The 20,145-nt window shown below is 75.4% G+C and carries 16 protein-coding genes; 7 read left to right on the top strand and 9 right to left on the bottom strand.

Annotated elements, in window-relative coordinates:
- Nucleotides 1–250 precede the first annotated feature (250 nt).
- On the bottom strand, nucleotides 251–508 hold the full coding sequence (locus O4U47_RS29510) for a hypothetical protein (protein WP_270681267.1): 258 nt from the start codon (nucleotides 506–508) through the stop codon (nucleotides 251–253).
- Between the two features lie 222 nt (nucleotides 509–730).
- Here O4U47_RS29510 and O4U47_RS29505 point away from each other — a divergent pair, with 222 nt between their 5' ends.
- The 6 genes from O4U47_RS29505 (at nucleotide 731) to O4U47_RS29480 (ending at nucleotide 10,795) form a co-directional block, all read left to right on the top strand.
- Nucleotides 731–1,636 carry an alpha/beta fold hydrolase gene (locus tag O4U47_RS29505; protein WP_270681266.1) on the top strand — a complete coding sequence of 302 codons (906 nt, stop codon included), beginning with the start codon at nucleotides 731–733 and terminating at the stop codon, nucleotides 1,634–1,636.
- Nucleotides 1,637–1,838: 202 nt separating this feature from the next.
- Entirely contained in the window at nucleotides 1,839–3,017 is a 1,179-nt protein-coding gene (gene moeZ / locus O4U47_RS29500) for an adenylyltransferase/sulfurtransferase MoeZ (protein ID WP_270681265.1), read from the top strand.
- A 152-nt stretch (nucleotides 3,018–3,169) separates the two neighbouring features.
- Entirely contained in the window at nucleotides 3,170–3,529 is a 360-nt protein-coding gene (locus tag O4U47_RS29495; protein WP_270681264.1) for an SPW repeat domain-containing protein, read from the top strand.
- 91 nt (nucleotides 3,530–3,620) lie between these two features.
- The gene (locus tag O4U47_RS29490; protein ID WP_270681263.1) at nucleotides 3,621–3,950 is read left to right on the top strand and encodes an MGMT family protein; all 330 of its coding nucleotides are present in this window, start codon (nucleotides 3,621–3,623) and stop codon (nucleotides 3,948–3,950) included.
- 103 nt (nucleotides 3,951–4,053) lie between these two features.
- Nucleotides 4,054–7,224, top strand: a complete 3,171-nt coding sequence (locus O4U47_RS29485) for an ATP-dependent helicase (protein WP_270681268.1) — start codon at nucleotides 4,054–4,056, stop codon at nucleotides 7,222–7,224.
- 109 nt (nucleotides 7,225–7,333) lie between these two features.
- Nucleotides 7,334–10,795: an ATP-dependent helicase gene (locus O4U47_RS29480; RefSeq protein ID WP_270681262.1), complete on the top strand. Its 3,462-nt coding sequence runs from the start codon at nucleotides 7,334–7,336 to the stop codon at nucleotides 10,793–10,795.
- Nucleotides 10,796–11,055: 260 nt separating this feature from the next.
- Here the strand turns inward: O4U47_RS29480 and O4U47_RS29475 are convergent, their stop codons facing one another.
- The 7 genes from O4U47_RS29475 to O4U47_RS29445 all read right to left on the bottom strand — a co-directional run bounded on the left by O4U47_RS29475 (nucleotide 11,056) and on the right by O4U47_RS29445 (nucleotide 17,672).
- The gene (locus O4U47_RS29475; RefSeq protein ID WP_270681261.1) at nucleotides 11,056–12,177 is read right to left on the bottom strand and encodes a type III PLP-dependent enzyme domain-containing protein; all 1,122 of its coding nucleotides are present in this window, start codon (nucleotides 12,175–12,177) and stop codon (nucleotides 11,056–11,058) included.
- 145 nt (nucleotides 12,178–12,322) lie between these two features.
- Nucleotides 12,323–12,970: an RraA family protein gene (locus O4U47_RS29470; protein ID WP_270681260.1), complete on the bottom strand. Its 648-nt coding sequence runs from the start codon at nucleotides 12,968–12,970 to the stop codon at nucleotides 12,323–12,325.
- A gap of 56 nt (nucleotides 12,971–13,026) precedes the next feature.
- Nucleotides 13,027–14,439, bottom strand: a complete 1,413-nt coding sequence (locus tag O4U47_RS29465; protein ID WP_270681259.1) for a TRAP transporter large permease — start codon at nucleotides 14,437–14,439, stop codon at nucleotides 13,027–13,029.
- Nucleotides 14,436–14,990: a TRAP transporter small permease subunit gene (locus O4U47_RS29460; protein ID WP_270681258.1), complete on the bottom strand. Its 555-nt coding sequence runs from the start codon at nucleotides 14,988–14,990 to the stop codon at nucleotides 14,436–14,438. Before O4U47_RS29460 ends, O4U47_RS29465 begins: the two co-directional genes overlap by 4 nt.
- Nucleotides 14,987–16,099: a C4-dicarboxylate TRAP transporter substrate-binding protein gene (locus O4U47_RS29455; protein ID WP_270681257.1), complete on the bottom strand. Its 1,113-nt coding sequence runs from the start codon at nucleotides 16,097–16,099 to the stop codon at nucleotides 14,987–14,989. The genes O4U47_RS29460 and O4U47_RS29455 overlap by 4 nt, the downstream gene beginning before the upstream one ends.
- 2 nt (nucleotides 16,100–16,101) lie before the next feature.
- Nucleotides 16,102–16,902 carry a carbon-nitrogen hydrolase family protein gene (locus O4U47_RS29450; RefSeq protein WP_270681256.1) on the bottom strand — a complete coding sequence of 267 codons (801 nt, stop codon included), beginning with the start codon at nucleotides 16,900–16,902 and terminating at the stop codon, nucleotides 16,102–16,104.
- The gene (locus tag O4U47_RS29445; protein WP_270681255.1) at nucleotides 16,899–17,672 is read right to left on the bottom strand and encodes an HpcH/HpaI aldolase family protein; all 774 of its coding nucleotides are present in this window, start codon (nucleotides 17,670–17,672) and stop codon (nucleotides 16,899–16,901) included. Before O4U47_RS29445 ends, O4U47_RS29450 begins: the two co-directional genes overlap by 4 nt.
- A 124-nt stretch (nucleotides 17,673–17,796) precedes the next feature.
- On the opposite strand from O4U47_RS29445, the gene O4U47_RS29440 reads away from it, so the two are divergent.
- The gene (locus O4U47_RS29440; RefSeq protein ID WP_270681254.1) at nucleotides 17,797–18,480 is read left to right on the top strand and encodes a GntR family transcriptional regulator; all 684 of its coding nucleotides are present in this window, start codon (nucleotides 17,797–17,799) and stop codon (nucleotides 18,478–18,480) included.
- Between the two features lie 4 nt (nucleotides 18,481–18,484).
- Here O4U47_RS29440 and O4U47_RS29435 read toward each other — a convergent pair whose 3' ends face one another.
- On the bottom strand, nucleotides 18,485–19,738 hold the full coding sequence (locus O4U47_RS29435) for an acyltransferase family protein (RefSeq protein ID WP_270681253.1): 1,254 nt from the start codon (nucleotides 19,736–19,738) through the stop codon (nucleotides 18,485–18,487).
- Nucleotides 19,739–20,145: the final 407 nt, after the last annotated feature.

Below are 20,145 nucleotides of genomic sequence, written 5' to 3'. Positions count from 1 at the left end.
CGTCGCCCACCACCACCCTCACCGGAAAGCGCTTCGCGCAGCGGCTTCTCTCCAGCGTCGCCCACCACCACCCTCAAGGAAACGCCCTTCGCGCAGCGGCTTCTCTCCAGTGGTGGCCGTCAACGAAGGCCCGGCGCCGCCCACCCCTGGAACTCCGGCGCCGCCCGCCACCGAGTGCGCCGTCCGCACGGGAAACCGGCCCACCGAAGCAGGCGCACCTACCGGAAACGGACCCTTCCCTCTCCCGCGGCTACTCGCGGTACTCGTCGTCGTCCAGGCCGACCTCGAGGTGCTGCTCCACGGCATCGCCCTCCGGGACGTCGTCGGACACCCCCAGCGGCCGATCGGCCGACCAGGTCTCCTCCTCGGCGCCCTCGGCCGCGTCCGTGCGCTGTTCGGCCCGGTCGGCCTCGGACGTCTCGAAGTCCTCGTCCTCCTCGAACCCGGCGTCGCGGTCAACGGCGTCCTGGGCGTTCCGCCCGTTCTCCTGCTGCCACTGAGCTGTCACGAGTTCCCCCTGGATCGTCGCGAAGCCTTCCCTCCACCGTACGCGCGCGGCCTCCTGCCGGTCGGCGGCCGGTCGGCGGCGGACGGGGCGGGCGGGCCCTCGCCCGCCACCGGATCCCTACCCGTCCGGACGGGCGCGCATCCCCGGACCCGCGCACCCGCGGCCGCCGGAGTCCGTAGAGTTTCTGCACAACGAGAACCGTGGACCCGTGAGGGGGTGTCCGTGATCGACCCCATCGACCCGTGGCCGGGTGAGCTGCGCGCCGTCGGCGGGCGGCGGCTGCACGTCCGCGCCGGCGGGAACGGCGGCAGCCGCGTCGTCTACCTGCACGGGCTCGGCGGCTCGTCCACCGACTGGACCGACCTGATGGGCGCGCTCGCCGACGGCCACCACGGCGAGGCCCCCGACCTGCCCGGGTTCGGCCTGTCCCCGCCCCCGGACGACGGCGACTACTCGGTCGACGCGCACGCCGCCGCGGCCGCCGAGGTCATCCGCTCCGGGGCCCACCCCGTGCACCTGGTCGGCAACTCCCTGGGCGGCTCCGTGGCGGTCCGCCTCGCCGCCGAGCACCCGGAACTCGTGCGCACCCTCACCCTGATCTCGCCCGCCATGCCCGACCTGCGGCCCCGGCTGGTGCCCTACCAGATGGCCGGCGCCCTGTTCCCGGTGATCGGCCCCGCCGTCTACACGCGCATCCAGAGCCGCCCGGCCGAGGTCCGCGTCCAGGACATGCTGGACGCCACCTACTACGACCCCGCCTCGGTCCCCGCGCAGCGGGTCATGGAGGCGCTGGAGGCCGAGCGGGAGCGGGAGCGGTGCGGGCACGCGGTGGAGTCGGTCCTGGAGAGCCTGCGCGGGCTGGTGGCCGAGTACCTGCGGCGGGGCCCGCGCTCGCTGTGGCGGCAGGCCGCCGGGCTGCGGATGCCCAGCCTGCTGGTCTACGCCGTCGCCGACCGGTTCATCGACCCGCGGATCGCCCGCCGCGCCGCCCGGGTCTTCCCGCGCAACCGGCTCGTGCTGATGAACGAGACCGGGCACGTGGCGATGATGGAGCGCCCCGAGGCGGTCGCCCGGGAACTGCGCCCCTTCCTCTCCGGGGCCGACGCGGCCCGCACCCGCCCCGCCTGACCTCGCCCGACCCGGACCGGGGGCGCCGTCGGCGTCCGCCGTCCGAGCCGGGTCCCCGGACGGGGAATCAAAAACCCCACCCCGTAGGTTGGGTATAAGAGCAAGCTCGTCACGTGCCCGATCCGAACCTCCGGCCGGCCCCGGCCCCCTCCGGAGGGACCGCGGGCGGCGTGGCGCCGACGAGAACTGTTGAGGAGCCGCTGTGTCGCTGCCGCCGCTGGTCGAACCAGCCGACGAGCTGACCGTCGACGAGGTGCGCCGCTACTCTCGCCATCTGATCATCCCCGACGTGGGCATGGACGGCCAGAAGCGCCTGAAGAACGCCAAGGTGCTGGTCGTGGGCGCCGGCGGCCTCGGGTCGCCCGCCCTGCTCTACCTGGCCGCCGCCGGTGTGGGCACGCTCGGCATCATCGACTTCGACGTGGTCGACGAGTCCAACCTGCAGCGCCAGGTCATCCACGGGCAGAGCGACGTGGACCGCCCCAAGGCGGTGTCCGCGCGCGACTCCATCCGCGAGGTGAACCCCAACGTCGAGGTGGTCCTGCACGAGGAGCGGCTCGACTCCGACAACGCCTTCCGCATCTTCGAGCCCTACGACCTCGTCGTCGACGGCACCGACAACTTCGCCACCCGGTACCTGGTGAACGACGCGTGCGTGCTGCTCGGCAAGCCGTACGTGTGGGGGTCGATCTACCGGTTCGACGGGCAGGCCTCGGTGTTCTGGGCCGAGCACGGCCCCTGCTACCGCTGCCTGTACCCGGAGCCGCCGCCGCCCGGCATGGTGCCCTCCTGCGCCGAGGGCGGCGTGCTCGGCGTGCTCTGTGCCTCGATCGGCTCCATCCAGGTGAACGAGGCCATCAAGGTGCTCGCCGGGTTCGGCGACCCGCTGGTCGGCCGCCTGATGATCTACGACGCCCTGGAGATGAACTACCGCTCGGTGAAGGTCCGCAAGGACCCCGAGTGCCCGCTGTGCGGCAAGAACCCCACGATCACCGAGCTGATCGACTACGAGGAGTTCTGCGGCACCGTCTCGGACGAGGCCCAGGAGGCCGCCGCCGGCTCCACCATCACCGCCGCCGAGCTCAAGCGGATGATGGACGACGGCGACGACTTCCAGCTGGTCGACGTCCGGGAGAAGAACGAGTACGAGATCGTCAGCATCCCGGGCTCGGTCCTGATCCCCAAGGGCGAGTTCCTGAACGGGGAGGCGTTCGCCAAGCTGCCGCAGGACAAGAAGGTCGTCCTGCACTGCAAGTCGGGCGCCCGCTCGGCCGAGGCGCTCGCCGCGCTCAAGGGCGCCGGGTTCTCCGACGCCGTCCACGTGGGCGGCGGCGTGCTGGCCTGGGTGAAGCAGGTCGACCCGAGCCTGCCGAGCTACTGACCCGCCGACCCGCGAAGGCCCGGCCCGCCCATTCGGCGGGCCGGGCCTTCGCGTGTCCAGGGTCCCCCGCTGCGGATCTGTTGTGATCCGTGCCGCTCATGGGTATCTACCAAGCGCCGACCCGGAGGATCGGCGGCGAAGGAGGTGCGGCCATGGAGAACAAGGGGCGCGCGGCGGACTGGGTCGCCGTCGCGACGGGTGTGCTGCTGTCGGTGAGCTGGATCTGGGACGCGATGATCGGTCCGCCGCGGGCGGCGATGTTCATCCTGGGGCTGCTCATCGTCCTCGCGGCGACGATGGCCATCACCCGTCCCGGGCTGATGGCGAGCGAGGCCTTCATCTTCGCGCTGGGGGCGCTGGTCTTCGTCCTGCCGTGGCTGATGGCGTTCACCGCCAATCCGGCGGCCGCGTGGACCTCCTGGATCCTCGGGGTGGTCGCGATGGCCGCGGGGGTCGTCGGGAGCCTCCAGACCGCGGGCATGACGCACCGGCACGGCCCCGTGCCCCACTGACCCGCGCACGCGGTCGGACCGGGCGGGCCAGGCGGGCCGTGGCGGCCGCCGGGCGGTCACCGAGGGCCCAGCGGCTCAGTAGGGTCGGGGCATGCCCCGACCCGACAGCCATCCGACCGAGTACGCCGAGCGGGTGCTCGACATCGTCGAGCGGATCCCGTCCGGGATGGTCATGTCCTACGGGGACATCGCCGAACTCCTCGGGGAGGGCGGCCCCCGGCAGGTCGGGACGGTCATGGCGGCGTGGGGCGGAGGCGTCCCCTGGTGGAGGGTGATCCGCGCCGATGGGACGCCCGCGCCCGGCCTGGAGGTCCGCGCGCGCTCCCACTACGCGGCCGAGGGCACGCCCCTGCGCCCGTCGGGCCGCGTCGACATGCCCGCCGCGCGCTGGGAGGGGCCCGACCCCGCCGAGGCGGTGTGAGTCATTTCCCGTAAAAATGGGTACGGATGTTCGAGTCCTTGTTCCCCGATGCGGGTGAGCATGTGGTGAACTGGGTCGGGTGAACCCGTCCCCGTACCGTCTCGTGCGGCGCGCGCACACCGAGGCGCCGCCGCCGGTGCTGGACGAGAACCAGCGGCGCGTCGTCGCGCACAAGGGCGGGCCGCTGCTGGTGCTCGCCGGACCCGGCACAGGAAAGACCACCACCATCGTCGAGGCCGTGGTCGACCGCATCGAGAACCGCGGCACCGACCCGTCGGCGGTGCTCGTGCTGACCTTCAGCCGCAAGGCCGCCGAGGAGCTGCGCCACCGCATCACCGCGCGGCTGCGCCGCACCACCCGCGAGCCGCTGGCCCTGACCTTCCACAGCTACGCCTACGCGCTCATCCGCCGGGAGTTCCAGCGTATGGACGACCATGCGCCGCGCCTGCTGTCCGGCCCCGAACAGCTCATGGAGATGCGGGAGATCCTGGCCGGGGAGGCCGCCGACGGCGCGCACATGTGGCCCGAGCGGCTCCGCCCCGCGCTGGGCACCCGCGGGTTCGCCGAGGAGCTGCGCGACTTCCTCATGCGCGCCCAGGAGCGCGGGCTGGGCCCCGCAGACCTGGACCGGCTCGGCCGTGCCTACGAGCGCGACGACTGGGTCGCCGCCGGGGACTTCATGGACCGCTACACCGGCCGCTTCGACGTGGCCCCGGTGCCCACCTTCAACTACGCCGAGCTGGTGCGCGTCGCCGCCAACCTGCTGAGCGACCCCGAGGTGCTGGCGCGCGAGCGGGCCAGCCGCGAGGCGGTCTTCGTCGACGAGTACCAGGACACCGACCCCGCCCAGGAGGAGCTGCTGCGCTCCCTGGCCGGGGACGGGCGCGACCTGGTCGCGGTCGGCGACCCCGACCAGTCCATCTACGGCTTCCGGGGGGCCGACGTGCGCGGCATCCTGGAGTTCCCGCAGCGCTTCCCCGGCGCCGACGGCGCGCCCGCGCCGGTCGTCGCGCTGACCACCTGCCGCCGCAGCGGCACCGCGCTGCTGCGCGCGAGCCGGGGGGTGGCCCGGCGGCTGCCCGCGGCGCCCGCGCCCGGCGGCGGGCCGGTCAACGCCCACCGCGAGCTGGACCCCCTCGGCGGCGCCTCCGAGGGGGAGGTGCGCGCCATGGTGGCCGACAGCCCCGCCCAGGAGGCGGCGGTCATCGCCGACCTGCTGCGCCGCGCCCGCCTGGTGGAGGGGCTGGACTGGTCCCGGATGGCGGTGCTGGTGCGCTCGGCCTCCCGCCAGGTGCCGGTGCTGCGCCGGGCGCTGATGGCCGCCGGGGTGCCGGTGGCCGTCGGCGGCGACGAGCTGCCGCTGGCCGCCGAACCGCTGGTGCGGCCGCTGCTGCTGCTCGTGCGCTGCGGCCTGCACCCCGACACCCTGGACGCCGACGCCGCCCACGAGCTGCTCATCTCGGCCTTCGGCGACGCCGACACGGTCCGGCTGCGGCGCCTGGGCCGGGCGCTGCGCCGCCTGGAGCTGGACCGGGTCGCGGCCGGGGCGGCCGAGGGCGGCCCCGCCCCCGTGCCGCGCCCCTCGGCGGCGCTGGTCGCCGATGCGCTGCGGGACCCGCGCGAGCTCACCCTGGTCGACCCGGCGGTGGCGGCGCCCGCCCGCAAGGTGGCCTCGCTGCTGCGCACGGTCGCCGACACCGCCGCCTCCGGCGGCAGCGCCGAGGACGTGCTGTGGGAGGTGTGGAGCGCCGCCGGGCTCGGCGACCGGCTGCTGCGCGCCAGCCAGGCCGGGGGGTCCCGCGGCGCCGCCGCCGACCGGGACCTGGACGCGGTGGTGGCGCTGTTCGAGAACGCCGCCCGGTACTGCGACCGGCTGCCGCCCGGCACCCCGGACGGGTTCCTGGAGGACCTGGAGGCCCAGGAGATCCCCGGTGACACCCTCGCCGAGCGGGCGCCCGAGGGCGAGGCGGTGCGCATCCTGACCGCGCACCGCTCCAAAGGGCTGGAGTGGGACCTGGTCGTGGTCGCCGGCGTGCAGGAGGGCGAGTGGCCCGACCTGCGGCTGCGCGGGTCGCTGCTGGGGGTGGAGGCGCTGGTGGACGCGGTCTCCGGGCACGGCGGCCCCGACGGGGGCACGGCGGCGGGCGCCGCCGTCGCCTCCAAGCTGCTGGACGAGGAGCGGCGGTTGTTCTACGTGGCGGCCACCCGCGCCCGGTCCCGCCTGGTCGTCACCGCCGTGGGGGGCGAGGACACCGAGGAGCGCCCCTCCCGGTTCCTCGGCGAGCTGGGCGTGGGCGAGCCCGAGCGGGTCGGCACCGGCCGCCGGTGGCTGTCGCTCCCGGCCCTGGTGGCGGACCTGCGGTCGGTGGTCACCGACCCCGAGCGCCCCGAGGCGCTGCGCCGCGCGGCCGCCGTGCACCTGGCCCGGCTGGCGCGCGAGGGCGTGCGCGGGGCGGCGCCGTCCGAGTGGCACGGGCTCACCCCCTGGTCGGACGAGCGGCCGCTGGCCGAGGACGGCGAGGGCATCCGGGTCTCCCCGTCCCAGGTGGAGCTGTTCGGCACCTGCCGGCTGCGCTGGCTGCTGGAGAAGGGCGCGGGCGCCTCGGCGGCCGAGACGGCTTCGGCGCTGGGCAGCATCGTGCACGCGGTGGCGGTGCTGGTGGCCCAGGGCACGCCCAAGGAGGAGATCGACCGGCGGATGGACGAGGTCTGGTCGGAGCTGGACTTCGGCGGCCGGTGGTACGCGGGCAAGCAGCGCGAGGCGGCCGACGGCATGGTGGAGCGGCTCATCGCCTGGCACCGGGCCGACCCCCGGGAGCTGGTCGTCACCGAGGAGGGGTTCACCGTCGACGTGGGCGGAGTGGAGATCACCGGGCGGGTGGACCGCCTGGAGCGCGACGAGCAGGGGCGCGGGTTCGTGGTGGACATCAAGACCGGGTCCTCGGCGCCGCACAAGGACGAGATCGCGCGGCTGCCGCAGCTCGGCGTGTACCAGCTCGCGGTGCTCAAGGGGGCGTTCGCTCGGCTGGGCCTGGCCGAGCCGGGCGGGGCGTCGCTGGTGCACGTCGGCAAGGGAGGGCTCACCAACCGGGCCCGCGAGCAGGAGCAGGGCGCCCTGGGCGAGGACGGCGACCCCGGGTGGGCCGAGGACCTGGTGCGCGACACCGCCGAGGGGATGGCGGGGGCGCGGTTCGCGGCGACCCGCAACGACCGGTGCGACGCGTGCCCGGTCAAGTCGAGCTGCCCGGCGCACGACGAGGGGAAGCGGCTGTGAGCGGGGTGCGCGCCGGAGGGCCGCCGGGCCGGACGGCGGGGTCGGCGGCGCAGACCGCACCGGAGGCACCGACGGCATCGGAGGCCGCGGCGGGGGAGAGGAGTCGGCGATGAGCGGCGCGTGGGAGACGGACGCGCAGGAGGCGGAGGAGACCGGGGCCCCCGCGCGGCCCCGGCGGATCCTGACCCCGGCGGAGATCGCCCGGCTGCTCGGGCAGCCCGAGCCCACCGCCGAGCAGGCCCAGGTGATCTCCTCCCCGCTGGGCCCGTCGGTGGTGGTGGCCGGTGCCGGGTCCGGCAAGAGCGAGACCATGGCCGGGCGGGTCGTCTGGCTGGTCGCCAACGGCCACGTCCGCCCCGAGCAGGTGCTCGGCCTGACCTTCACCCGCAAGGCCGTGTCCGAGCTGGCCGAGCGGGTGCGCAAGCGGCTGGACCAGCTGCGCGCCGTCGACCAGGTCCCGGCCGAGGTGCTCGACGGGGAGCCGGAGGTGGCCACCTACAACGCCTACGCCGCCCGACTGGTCGCCGACCACGCGCTGCGGGAGGCGGTCGAGCCCTCCACCCGGCTGCTGAGCGTCGGGCAGAGCTGGCAGCTGGCCGCCCAGGCCGTGGCCGCCTACGACGGGCCGATGGACGCGGTGAACGTCGCCCCGGCCACCGTCACCGACCGGGTGCTCGCCCTGGCCGGGGACCTCGCCGACCACCTGCGCACCCCCGACGACGTGCGCGGGGTGGGGCGGTGGATCCGCGAGCGGGCGGCCGCGCTGCCGGCCCGCGAGCGCACCAAGGACACCACCGGGGCGCTGGAGGACGCGCAGGCCGCCCGCGAGCAGCTGCTCCCGCTGGTGGAGCGGTACACCGCGGCCAAGCAGGGGCTGGAGGCGATGGACTTCGGCGACCAGGTGGCGCTGGCCGCCCGCATCGCCGAGCGCCACCCCGAGGTCGGCATGGCCGAGCGCAGCCGCTACCGGGTGGTGCTGCTGGACGAGTACCAGGACACCAGCCACGCCCAGCTCATGCTGCTGCGGGCGCTGTTCGGCGGCGGCCACCCGGTCACCGCGGTGGGCGACCCCTGCCAGTCCATCTACGGGTGGCGGGGCGCCAGCGCGGGCAGCCTGAGGAGCTTTCCCACCGACTTCCCGGAGGGGCCGGGCCGCCCGGCGCCGGTGCGCGCGCTCGCCACCAGCTTCCGCAACGGTGAGCGCATCCTGTCGGTCGCCACCCGGATGTCGGAGCCGCTGCGGGGTGACGGGGCCCAGGTCCCGGTGCTGCACCCGGGCCCGGCGCGGCGCGGGCGCGGGGCGGTGACCTGCGCCCTTCTGCCGACCGAGACCGAGGAGTCCGCCTGGATCGCGCAGATGGTCGAGGCGGCGCTGCAGGAGGGCGCGGACGGGACGGCCCCGGACGGCCGCCCCTGGCCGCAGGGGGAGGGCGGCTCCGGGCTGACACCGGGCGGGGTCGCGGTGCTGTGCCGCAAGCGCTCCCAGTTCACCTCGGTGCGCGAGGCCCTGGAGGCGCGCGGCATCCCGGTGGAGATCGTCGGCCTGGGCGGTCTGATGAGCGTCCCCGAGGTGCGCGACGTCATCGCCGCCCTGCGGGTGGTGCACGACCCCTCGGCCGGGAACGAGCTGGCGCGGCTGCTCACCGGGCCGCGTCTGCGCCTGGGGCCGCGCGACCTGGTCGCGCTGGGGGAGAGGGCCGCCGAACTGGTCCGGGAGGCCCGCAGGGACCTGAGGGGGGAGGCCGCGCGGCCGCCCGGCGCGGACGGGGGCACCGGGGACGGCCCGGACGGCGGCTCGGGTGCCGAAGGGGCGGCCGACGGTGCGGCCCTCGGGGAGAACCTGCTGCGGGACACCGTGCTGGACCTGACCGCCGAGAGCGGCAGCCTGGTGGACGCCCTCGACGACCTGGGGTCCGCCGAGCGCTACTCCGAGGCCGGGTACGAGCGCCTGGCCATGCTCGCCTCCGAGCTGCGCGGGCTGCGCAAGCTCGCCGGGCAGCCGCTGCCGGACCTGATCGCCGAGGTCGAGCGGGTGCTCGGGCTGGACATCGAGGTGGCGGCGCGGCCGGGGCGCGACCCGATGTCCGCCCGCGCGGACCTCGACGCGTTCATGGACGCGGCGGTGCGGTTCGCGGGCAACACCGACGACCCCACGCTGGCGGCGTTCCTCACCTACCTGCGGTCGGCCGAGGGGGCCGAGCGGGGGCTGCAGCCGGGGGAGCGGGTCGGCGCCGGCGACACCGTCAAGCTGATGACCGTGCACGCCGCCAAGGGCCTGCAGTGGCCGCTGGTGGCGGTGCCCGGCCTGGCGGGCGAAGGGGGCCGCTCGTCGGTCTTCCCCACCAGCCCCCGCGAGTCCGGGGGGTGGGTGCGCCACGCCCACCGGCTCCCCTACCCGCTGCGGGGCGACGCGGCCGGGCTTCCGCGCCTGGACGACGTGGACAAGGCGTCGGTGAAGGCGTTCAAGGAGGCGGAGAAAGAGCGCCACCTGCTGGAGGAGCGGCGGCTCGCCTACGTCGCGGTGACCCGGGCGTCGTTCGCGCTGCTGTGCACCGGCCACTGGTGGGGCCGGGACAGCGCCTCCAAACGCGGGCCGTCGCCGTTCCTGGAGGAGGTCCGGGAGGCCTGCGAGGCCGGGGCCGGGCGGGTGGCCGCGTGGGCGCCGCCGCCGGACGACGGGGAGGAGAACCCGCAGACGTCGGGGGAGGAGCCGGTCGAGTGGCCCCTGCCGCCCGAGGAGCTCACCGGGGCCCCGGCGCGGCGCCACCGCGACCTGGCGGAAGGGGCGGCGCTGGTCGAGCGGGCCGCCGTGGAGGGCGACGCGTGGGCGGAGGCGCTGGAGCGGTCGCCGCTGTCGGCGCGGGCGCGCAAGCGCCTGGACGGCTGGGAGCGCGACACCGAGCTGCTGCTGGCGCACCGCGCGGCCGACACCGGCGGCGGGGGACCGGTGGACGTGGAGCTGCCCGCGCACCTGTCGGTGTCGTCGCTGGTGGTCCTGGCGCGCGACCCGGAGGCGCTGGCGCGGCGGATCCGCCGCCCCATGCCGCGCCCCCCGGCGCCGCACACCCGCCGCGGGACGGCCTTCCACGCCTGGCTGGAGCAGCGGCACGGGCAGCAGAGCCTGCTGGGGCCGGACGAGCTGCCGGGCGCGGCCGACGAGACCGCCGGGGACGACGAGGACCTGGAGGAGCTGCGGCGCCGCTTCGAGGAGAGCGAGTGGGGCGGCCGGGTGCCCCTGGACGTGGAGGTGCCGTTCGAGACGGTCATCGGCGACCGCCTGGTTCGGGGGCGGATGGACGCGGTCTTCCACCACGAGGACTCCGGCCGCTACGACGTGGTCGACTGGAAGACGGGGCGGCCGCCGGAGAGCGGCCGGGAACGCGCGGCGGTGGCGGTCCAGCTCGCGGCCTACCGGGTGGCGTGGGCGGAGCTGGCGGGCGTCCCGCTGGAGGAGGTCGGCGCGGCCTTCCACTACGTGCGGGCCGGTGCGACCGTCCGCCCGGCCGACCTGCTGGACGCCGACGGCCTGGCCGACCTGCTGAACCGCGTCCCGGAGTCCGGGGAGGGCTGACCGTCGACGGGCAGAGCCTCGTCGTCGATCTCGGGGAGAACGCCCTTGAAACCGGGGCCGGGTCGCGTGATGGGTGCGACCACGGGCCGGGTGCCGGAGCCGGGCGATGGCGGCCAGGAACGCGCCCTGGCGCCACATGTTCGCCGGGGCACCTGGCTGGTGCCCCGGGTCTGGCCGCATTCCACCTCAAACGGTCAGCGCATCTCCACACGTTGCCCTGGAAACGAGAGACCACCGCGGTCTGGGGACGGGGCGAGCGTTCAGGGATCGCCCAGGCAGTGCACCTGCGGGCCGGCGGAGCGGGACGCCGGGTGCGGCGGGGCGGCGGGGAAGGCCACGAGGTCGCCCGGGCGCAGGCGGTCCACGGGGACCGGGGGGAACGGCGCCGGGGCGGGGCCGGGGCCGCGGAAGACCACGGTCACCGGCTCGTCCGCCAGCTCCGGCCGCCCCCAGGGGTGGGGCCAGGCGTCGTCCCTGGACACGACCGCGAAGACGGGGGACTCCGGGGCGCGGCCGCCGTCCACCACCGCGTAGGCGGTGCCGCAGCGGTGTTTCACGTCCAGGACCGGCGTCAGGAACCAGCCGGACCACGCCTCCCCGGGCGGCGGCGCCAGGATCGCGATCCGTTCCCCCGCTGGGCCCGGTGCCCCCTGCGGAACCGGGGCGGTGGGCCCCGCGGGCTCCGAGGAGAGGGCGAAGGCGTACTCGGGCCGGGCGATGCCGAGCAGCGACCCCCACGCGCGCAGGGTCTCCAGCGGTGCGAGGCCCTGGGCGCGGGGCGCCGCAGGGGCGGCGGCGAACCCCAGGACCCGGACGGCGGGGTCGGGGCCGAGCAGCCCCGCGCACTCCACCAGCGCCGCCGAGTCCATCCCGGCCCACGGGGCGCCCAGGGCGCCCGCGACGCCCGTGGCGTCTCCGGCCGGGCGGTCGGGGTCGTCGCCGGTGGATGGATCGGCCGCCAGGAGCACGCCGACCGGGTGCCCGGCGCGGCGCGCGCAGTGCTCCAGCAGGCGCAGCTCGCCCGGGCTGTCGGCGAGCACCACCGCCTCGCCGCGGGCGGCGTCGGAGACGACGGCCTCCAGCTCGTTCGGCGTCTTCCCGGTCCCGGCCAGCACGGCCCGCACCCCCGGGTACTCCCGCAGCACGGTGCGCAGCGCGGGGACCGTGTCGACGAGGAATCCCGCGGCGTGCGGCGCCAGGGCGGCGGCCGCGCCGGGCGGAGGGTCGGGCAGCGGCAGGTACAGGTCGAACTCTGGAGGGAGGCAGGCGCGCAGCAGCCGGGCGCGCTCGGCCATGGAGGGGAGGTCGTGGACGCATGCCGGGAGGCTCCGGGAGGTGAGCCGCAGGGCATGCTCGTGGACGCGCTTCGGCAACTCGATCATGGGGGCTCCAACGGTGGCCGGTCGCTGCTGGGGTACTACCCCGCAGCGCCCGGACATAGTGAGCGTCCCGCCGCGAACCGGGACGGATGCGGACGGCGGGGCCCACCCCCCGGGTGATGGGCCCCGCCGTGCTGCAGCCCCGACTTCAGGGGCGGTGCTTCGCGGCGCCGGAGAACTCCGCGATGGAGCCGCCGGCGGCGATCGACTCCCGGGCCGGGATCTCGGCCTCCTCCTTGGACGTCAGGAGGGCTCCGAGGCCCACCGCCTCCTCGGGCCTGAGGAACGCGGCCCCGTCGGAGTCGGCGAACACCACGTCCCCCGGGTGCACGACCGCGCCCCCGACCGTGACCGGCACGTTGATCGCGCCCTCGATGCCGGAGATGCGGGTGGTCAGCGGGCTGTAGCCGCGGGAGAGCACCGGGAACCCGTAGGCGAGGGTCTCGTCGTGGTCGTTGACCGACCCGTCGATGACCGCGCCCACGGCGCCGCGCGCCTTGGCCGTGAAGGAGACCAGGCCGCCGAAGCAGGAGCGGGCGTGGTCGCCGGACTGGTCGACGACGAGGACGTCGCCGGGACGGAGCATGTCGACCGCCATGTGGACGGCGGTGGAGTCCAGGTGGGGGATGCGGACGGTCACGGCGGTGCCGGTGAACCGCAGCGGGCGCCGGTTCGGCTGCAGCCCGAGGGCGAAGCCGTGGTCGCGCAGGTGGCCGAGGGTCGAGACGCACGCTTCGCCGAGTTCGGCGGCGATGCCCGCATCGATCTGCGGGGGCATGGCGTTGACGCTGAACATGGTCGTTCCTTTCGGTGGGCGGGATCGGGGGCGGGCCGGGGAGCGCGGGCGGACGGCTACTGCGCGCTCGACAGGTCCGGGATGAGGGTGACGATGTCGGGGAAGGCGATGAGGGCGGCCACGACCACGGCGTCGGCGGCGATGAACGGCAGGATTCCGCGGAAGATGCGGCCCAGTCCGGCCTCGGGGACCGACCCCGAATAGACGAACGCGTTCATCCCGACGGGCGGCGTGATCAGCGCCATCTCGGCGACCTTCACGATCAGCACGCCCAGCCAGATGCCGTCGAAGCCGTACCCGACGAGGATCGGGTGCAGCAGCGGCGCCGCGACGAGGATCATCGAGATGCCGTCGAGGAACATGCCCAGCGGCAGCAACAGCAGCAGGCACAGCACCAGCACCGCGTAGGGCGGCAGGTCGGCGCCGACCACGGCGTCGACCAGCGCGGTGCTCGCCCCGGACAGGGCGAGGAAGTAGGTGAACACCCCCGCGCCGACCATGAGCAGGAACGTCATGGCGGTGAGACCGACGGCCTCGCCGACCGAGTCGCCGACCGCGCGCAGCCAGCGCGGAGGGCGGGTGCGGATGAGGAGGATGACCAGCGCGGACAGCGCCCCGAAGGAGGCGGCCTCGGTGGCGGTGGCCAGGCCGAGGTAGATCGTCCCCACCGACACCAGGAAGATCACCGCGAGGAATGCGAACCCGGTGATGTCCGGGCGGGCGGCCGGGGATGCGGCGCCGGCCGGTTCCCCGGCGCCGGCGGTGTCCGGGCCGTGCTCCTCCGGTGCCCCCGGCGCGTCCGGTGCCCCCGGTCCCCCCTGTGCGTCCGCTACGCCCGCCCGCGCCTTCCGGCGGCGGTGGACGAGCACCGTCAGCACGATCGTGGCCGCGTAGAGCAGGACGGTCAGCACACCGGGGCCGATGCCCGCCAGGAGCAGGTGCCCGATGCTCTCCTCGGTGACCACGCCGTACAGGACGAGCACGATGGACGGCGGGATGAGGACGCCGAGCGTGCCCCCGGCGCACACGGTCCCCGCGGCCAGGCGGATGCCGTGCCCGGCCTTGGTGATCGCGTCGGTGGACACGCGCGCCATGGTGGCCACGGTCGCCACGCTGGAGCCGGTGACCGCCGCGAACATGCCCGAGCCCGACAGTGAGGCGAGCGCCGTCCCGCCCGGGAGGCGGCGCAGTGTCCGGGAGGCGAGGTCGAACCCCGCCTGCGCGAGCCGCGCCCGGACGGCGAACACCCCCATGAGGATGAACAGCGGGATGATCGTCAGCGAGTAGTCGGCCGCCGTGGAGAACGGCTGGTTGGCGACCGTGCTGACCGCCGCCTGCGGGCCCCGCAGCAGGACGGTGCCGGTCAGGCCGGCCGTCATGAGCGCGAGGCCGACGTGCAGCCGGATCGCCAGCAGCGCCAGGAAGAGCGCGAGCACGGCGATGACGACGATGAGCGTTCCGGCGGTCATCGGCGGCCCCCGTCCCCGGGGCGCTCGGAGGCCTCCCCGTCCGGCCCGGCGTCCCCGCCGGAGCGCAGGGTGCGCAGCTTCTGGGCCTCCTTGGCGACCGCGGCCGCGAAGAAGAGCAGGAAGGACGCCAAGAGCACGAGTTTGGCGGGCCAGGTCGCGAGCCGGAGGATGTCGTTGGTCGTCTCCCCGCGGTCGACCGCGGAGAGCAGGACCTCGCCCAGACCCCACACGAGCAGCGCCCCCAGGGCGGCCAGGAGGACCAGCCGGAGCGCGGAGAGGGCGGTGCGGGCGCCCCGTCCCAGCCGCAGCTCGACGAGTCCGACCGAGACGTGCTGCCCGCTGATCTCCGCCGAGGCCAGGCCGAGGTAGGCGATGGCCACCAGGAGCAGCGTGGAGATGTCCACGGTCCCCAGGACCGACTGGCCCCGCAGGTTGCGGCCGGCGACGTCGGCCACGGTGAGCAGCATGAGGGCCAGGAGCAGCATCCCGGCGGTGATGTCGAACGCGGTGGCGGCCGCCGTGGCCGCCCGCGGGAGGTGCGGCCGCCTCATCGCCCGGCCCCTTCCATGCACTCGGCCAGCGGAGCGGTGTAGTCGGAGTCCGCGGACTCCTCCTCGATGATCCGCCGGTAGTCGTCGAGCACGGACCGCGCGTCGTAGCCGCGCTCCTCGTAGCGGGCGACCCACTGCTCGGCCGCCCCGGCCTCCTCCTTCCAGGCGGAGACCTCGTCCTCGGGCAGGGAGGTGAACTCCGCCCCCGAGGCGGTGAGCTCCTCGCACGCGGTGTCCCCGAGCGCGCCCATCTCCTCCAGGCCGTTGGCGATGCCGTTCTCCGAGGCGCTGAGCATCGCCTCCTGGTACTCCCCGGGCATGGAGTCGAAGAGGTCCTCGTTGACGACCACGATCGAGGACGAGTACGCCCCGATCCCGGGGTCGGTGATGTGGGGCGTGTTCTCCGACAGGCCGAAGGTGGGCAGGTTCGCCAGGGCCAGCGAGGTGTAGCCGTCCACGACGCCGCGCGTCATCGACTCGTAGATGTCGGTGGCCGTCATCGCGACCGGGTTGGCCCCGGCCGCCAGCATGACCTCCGACGTCAGTCCGCCCGCGCGGATGCTCGTCCCGCGCAGGTCCTCCAGGCCGTCGACCTTCTCGCGGGTGCCGATGGCGTTGACGCCGAGCGGGAGCGGGAAGAGCAGGCGCACGCCCTGCCGGTCGAAGTCCTCGCGGTAGGTCGCGTTCTCCTCGTACAGCCGCTCGATCGCCCTCATCTGCACCTCGGGGTTGCGGGTCTCGAACGGGAGCTCGACGACGGTGAACATGGACAGGTCCGAGGCCGCGTAGATCGACCCGACCTGGGCGGCGTCCGCGCGCCCGTCCAGCGTCGCCTGGACCGACTCGTCGGCGCCGACGAGGCTCTCGGAGTAGTGCAGCCGGACGGTGACGCCTCCGCCCGTCCGCTCCCCGACCTCGTCGGCCCAGCGCTGGGCCGCGCGCGACTGGTCGGAGGTCGGGCTGGAGTAGGTCGTGTAGTGCAGGACGTAGGTGTCCGGAGTGCCGCAGGCGGTCAGTCCGACCGCGGCCGCCGCCAGGGCGGTCCCTGTGGCGGCGGCCGCGGTGAGCCGCCGGGCGCCGCCGCGGGGGCGGTTCGCTCGTGGCCTCATGGTCAGCCTCCCGCGGGTGCCACGCGGTAGCGCCGGAGGGAGAGGGCGGGGTTGACCGCGCGGACGTGGCCGATCCGCTCGCGCTCCAGGACGGCCGTGCCGATGCCCGGCGCCTCGCCGAGCGCGGCGACGGCGATGCCCATCGGGTCGACGACGGCGCTGTTGCCCGACCCGGCCGGTGCGCTCTGCCCGGCCGCGAGCACGTAGACGGTGTTCTCGATCGCCCGGGCCCGGACGAGGGTGTTCCAGTGGTACTCCTTGAGCGGGCCGGGGACCCACTCGGCGGGCAGCGCGACGGCGTCGGCCCCGGCGTCGGCCAGGACCCGCGTGGTCTCCGGGAAGCGCAGGTCGTAACAGGTCTGCATGCCCACGGTGAAGCCGTCGACGGTGAGCAGGTCCGGCTCGGCCGGGTCGGCGGCGATGACGCGGTCGGACTCGCGGTAGCCGAAGGCGTCGTAGAGGTGCACCTTGCGGTAGACGGCGGCGACCCGGCCGCCCTGGAGGCCCACCAGGGTGTTGTGGATGCGCCCGTTCCCGGCCGCCTCGTTCACCCCGGCGATGACGGTCAGGCCGAGGTCGGCGGCGACGGCGGCCAGGCGGGCCACGGTCGGCCCGTCGAGCGGCTCGGCGCTGTCGACGAACCGGTCGTCCATGGCGGGCGCGGTGAAGACCGCGTACTCGGGGAGGACGGCCAGGCGGGCGCCGCGGCCGGCGGCCTCGCGCAGCAGCGCCTCGATCGACGCCAGGTTCGCGGCCTTGTCCTCGGCGGGCGCGAACTGGACGACTGCGGCGGTCAGGCTCATCGACGGCTCCTCTGCTCGTTCTCGATCTCCCGCAGGGCGTCGAGCGCTCCGGTGAACCCGGAGAGCAGCGCCCCGTACTGCATGGTGGTGACGATGGTCCCGGCGCCCTCCTCCACGGCCAGGCGCTTCTCCGCCTCGCTCCAGGCGGGCAGGATCCACGGCTTGCCCGCGGCCCGCGCGGCGCGGGCGATCCCGCGCAGGTCCGCCAGGTCGTCCCCGCCGACGGTGTAGGCGCCGCGCCCGCGGCGCAGCGACAGGTCGGAGGGGCCGATGAAGACGCCGTCGACCACGGGCAGGGCGAGGATCTCCTCGACCTCCTCCAGCGCCGAGGCGTCCTCGATCATCGGGTAGCAGCGGGTGCCGGCGTCCTGGTCGGCCACCCAGGCGTCGGTGAACCCCCGGTAGCCGGAGGTGCGGCCCCCGGCGAAGGAGCGGTCGCCGAGCGGCGGGAACTTGGCGTAGCCGCAGACCCGGCGGGCGTGCGCGGCGGACGCGATGTGCGGGACGGCCACGGCGTCGGCGCCGAAGTCCAGGGCCTGCTGGATCGGCCCGCGCTCGGGGCCGAGCACCTTGGCGACCACCTCCAGGCCGGTGCTGCGGGCGAAGGGGATGAGCCAGTCGAGGGCGGCCAGGTCGAACAGCCCGTGCTCGATGTCGAGGACGACGGTGCCGTACCCGGCGAGGTGCGCCATCTCCACGGCGGCGGCGGACGGCTCGGACAGCCAGACCCCGTGTCGCGTCGTTCTCTGCGATTCCCCCGGTTCGTGCATGCGGGTATCCCCCCTGGTCGTGCGGTGTCGGATGGGCGCGGATGTGACGGGCACCATCGGTATATGCGCTGTGGACGACATGTATACACGTGGCATGCGGGAGCTGTAAAGGTAAGCTGAGCCCGTGTCAGACCAAAGGAAGAGCGGCAGGGACCACGGCAGGACCGGCACACCGAGGCCGTCGGCGCGCGACCGCGCCTACGACTGGATCGGCTCGGCCATCCTGTCCGGCGTCTACTCCGAGGGGCAGTTCCTCGACGAGGTCGCCCTGGCCCGGGAGGTGGGGACCTCCCGGACGCCCGTGCGCGAGGCCCTCCACCGCCTGCAGGCCGAGCGCTACGTCGAGCTCGTCCCCCGCCGCGGTGCCCAGGTCAGGGTCGTGACCGCCACCGAGATGCAGGAGATCTACCAGGCGCGGTTCGTCATCGAGTCCGACTGCGCCCGCCGGATCTGCGAGCGGGGCCGCGGCGCCCCCGCCGGGTTCGGCGGCCTCATCGAGGCGATGGAGGCCGCTGGCCGGGAGCGGAACTGGAACGAGATGGCCCAGCTCGACCAGGCCTTCCACGCCTCCCTCGTCCGGCACCACGGGAACGCCGTGCTGGCCGAGATGTACGACGCCATGCGGCCCCGGCACGTGCGCCTGGCGGTGCGGACCATCACCGAGGCCCCCGAGCGCCTCCCCGTCATCGAGCGCGAGCACCGCGAGCTCCACGCCGCGCTCAGCGCCAACGACGGTGAACGCAGCGTGGAGCTGCTGAAGGTCCACCTCCGGGAGGTGCCCGAGCTCGTCCGGGCGTTCTCCGGCTGACCGGTCAGGCCAGGTACACCGCCGCCAGGGCGAACGCGGCGGCGGCCGCCCCGACGGCGGCCCGGAAGGGGAGCGAGGCCGCTGGGCCCCGCCATGGCCGCTCGAAGCGCCGGAACGCCCCGCACAGGACGGCCAGGACCAGCGCGAACACGGGCAGCCAGGCGAGCCGTGCGGCCACCCACCCCCAGTCGTCGGGCGCCGAGGTCAGCCCGGCGACGGGCGCCCCGGCCGCCGCGGCGGCCAGCGCGGGCAGGGACGCGGCCGTCAGGTGCCAGCAGAAGACGGTCAGCGCCCCGAGGTTCAGCACGGCCACGGGCGCCCAGGCGGCGGGGCGGTGCAGCAGCCGTTCCAGCGGGCCGCGCAGCAGCACGGCGGCACCGGTCTGGACGGCGGCCAGGGCCGGGACGAACAGCGACGGCGGGTTCAGGTTGGAGCGGTCGGCCCCGGGCAGGCCCACCGCGCTCGCCGGGTACCCGAGGGCGAGCACCAGCACGGCCAGCGCGGCGGCGCCGCCCGCCACCAGGCCCCACGCCAGGGGGCGGGGCAGGCGCCCGCCGGCCCAGGAGATGCCCAGGAGGTAGGAGGCCAGCCAGGCGGGGAGCACCGACGCGAACCCGGCCCAGGCGGGGACGAGCGCGCCCCACGGGCCGTAGAGGAGCAGGTCGGTCGCGGCGACGGGCACGACCAGGGCGGCCGCGGCCCAGGGGCCCACACGGCGCTCGGCGGCGACGGCGAGCGGGGTGAGCAGCGTCGCGGCCAGGTAGACGCCGATGAACCACAGCGGCTGGAGGATCAGCAGCACCAGGCTGCGCACGGTGGCTTCGGGGACCCCGGCGGCCGCCAGGAGCACGGCGGCCGCGCCCCAGACGGCGGCGACCAGCACCACGGGGCGGCCGAGCCGCCGGGCACGGGCTTGCAGCCAGGAGCGGTCGGACTCCCCGCGCTCACGGGCGCGGCGCAGCGCCAGGGCCGACACGTAACCGCCCACCAGGAAGAACAGGGCGAGCGTCTGCAGCACCCAGCTCAGCGGCGCGAGCTCCGGCAGGTCCCGCAGCGGACTGGAGATCCGCAGCCCACCGTCGCCCCAGAGCACGAGGGCGGTGACGAGCCAGTGGCCGAGCACGATCCCGCCGACCCCGACGGCGCGCAGCCCGTCGAGCGCCCGCTCCCGGTCGGAGGGCGTGGCGGAGTCCAGCCGAAGCAGGCGGCCTCGCAGCCGCGCCCAAGCGGCCGTACCCCATCGTGTCCCAGCGTCCATGTCTGCCCCGGTAAGCCTGGCGCCCGTCGTTCGGCACCCCCCGTCCTCCATTGATGCCCGGTAGGCCCCACCACGTCGTCGCCCTGGGGAGTGATGCGCCGCTTCCCCCTAGAGGAGGAGGGGAGGGGTGATTCCCCCGCTCCCGGGTTCCGGCCGGATGCCGGGCCACTGCGGTGCGGGGTGGATGGCGGCGACGAGACAAGGCCGACGACCCGACCTGCGACGTTGTCGGCCGCCGGGCGCGTACGTGGCCGGGGCACTCGGCGGCGACGGCGTGAGCGGGGTGGTTCCCCGGGCCTGCTTGCCGGGCGGCGGGCTGCTCGCGGTGCGGGTGGGGGCGGGGCGGCTGGTTCCCCGCTGACGGACCCCGGCCGTCCGCCGGGCCGCCGGATGCCCTCCTCGCGATG

This window comes from Nocardiopsis suaedae, assembly GCF_027706745.1.
In the GTDB taxonomy this organism is placed as follows: Bacteria; Actinomycetota; Actinomycetes; order Streptosporangiales; family Streptosporangiaceae; genus Nocardiopsis_A; species Nocardiopsis_A suaedae.
This window is presented reverse-complemented; position numbering and strand designations above follow the sequence as displayed.

What these genes read in the sequence shown, in the direction of transcription:
- O4U47_RS29475 (WP_270681261.1), bottom strand. Translation starts at nt 12,177, where the DNA reads ATGATCGAGTTGCCGAAGCGCGTCCACGAGCATGCCCTGCGGCTCACC.
- O4U47_RS29450 (WP_270681256.1), bottom strand. Translation starts at nt 16,902, where the DNA reads ATGAGCCTGACCGCCGCAGTCGTCCAGTTCGCGCCCGCCGAGGACAAG.
- O4U47_RS29455 (WP_270681257.1), bottom strand. Translation starts at nt 16,099, where the DNA reads ATGAGGCCACGAGCGAACCGCCCCCGCGGCGGCGCCCGGCGGCTCACC.
- O4U47_RS29435 (WP_270681253.1), bottom strand. Translation starts at nt 19,738, where the DNA reads ATGGACGCTGGGACACGATGGGGTACGGCCGCTTGGGCGCGGCTGCGA.
- O4U47_RS29490 (WP_270681263.1), top strand. Translation starts at nt 3,621, where the DNA reads ATGCCCCGACCCGACAGCCATCCGACCGAGTACGCCGAGCGGGTGCTC.
- O4U47_RS29465 (WP_270681259.1), bottom strand. Translation starts at nt 14,439, where the DNA reads ATGACCGCCGGAACGCTCATCGTCGTCATCGCCGTGCTCGCGCTCTTC.
- O4U47_RS29480 (WP_270681262.1), top strand. Translation starts at nt 7,334, where the DNA reads ATGAGCGGCGCGTGGGAGACGGACGCGCAGGAGGCGGAGGAGACCGGG.
- O4U47_RS29445 (WP_270681255.1), bottom strand. Translation starts at nt 17,672, where the DNA reads ATGCACGAACCGGGGGAATCGCAGAGAACGACGCGACACGGGGTCTGG.
- O4U47_RS29495 (WP_270681264.1), top strand. Translation starts at nt 3,170, where the DNA reads ATGGAGAACAAGGGGCGCGCGGCGGACTGGGTCGCCGTCGCGACGGGT.
- O4U47_RS29470 (WP_270681260.1), bottom strand. Translation starts at nt 12,970, where the DNA reads ATGTTCAGCGTCAACGCCATGCCCCCGCAGATCGATGCGGGCATCGCC.
- O4U47_RS29460 (WP_270681258.1), bottom strand. Translation starts at nt 14,990, where the DNA reads ATGAGGCGGCCGCACCTCCCGCGGGCGGCCACGGCGGCCGCCACCGCG.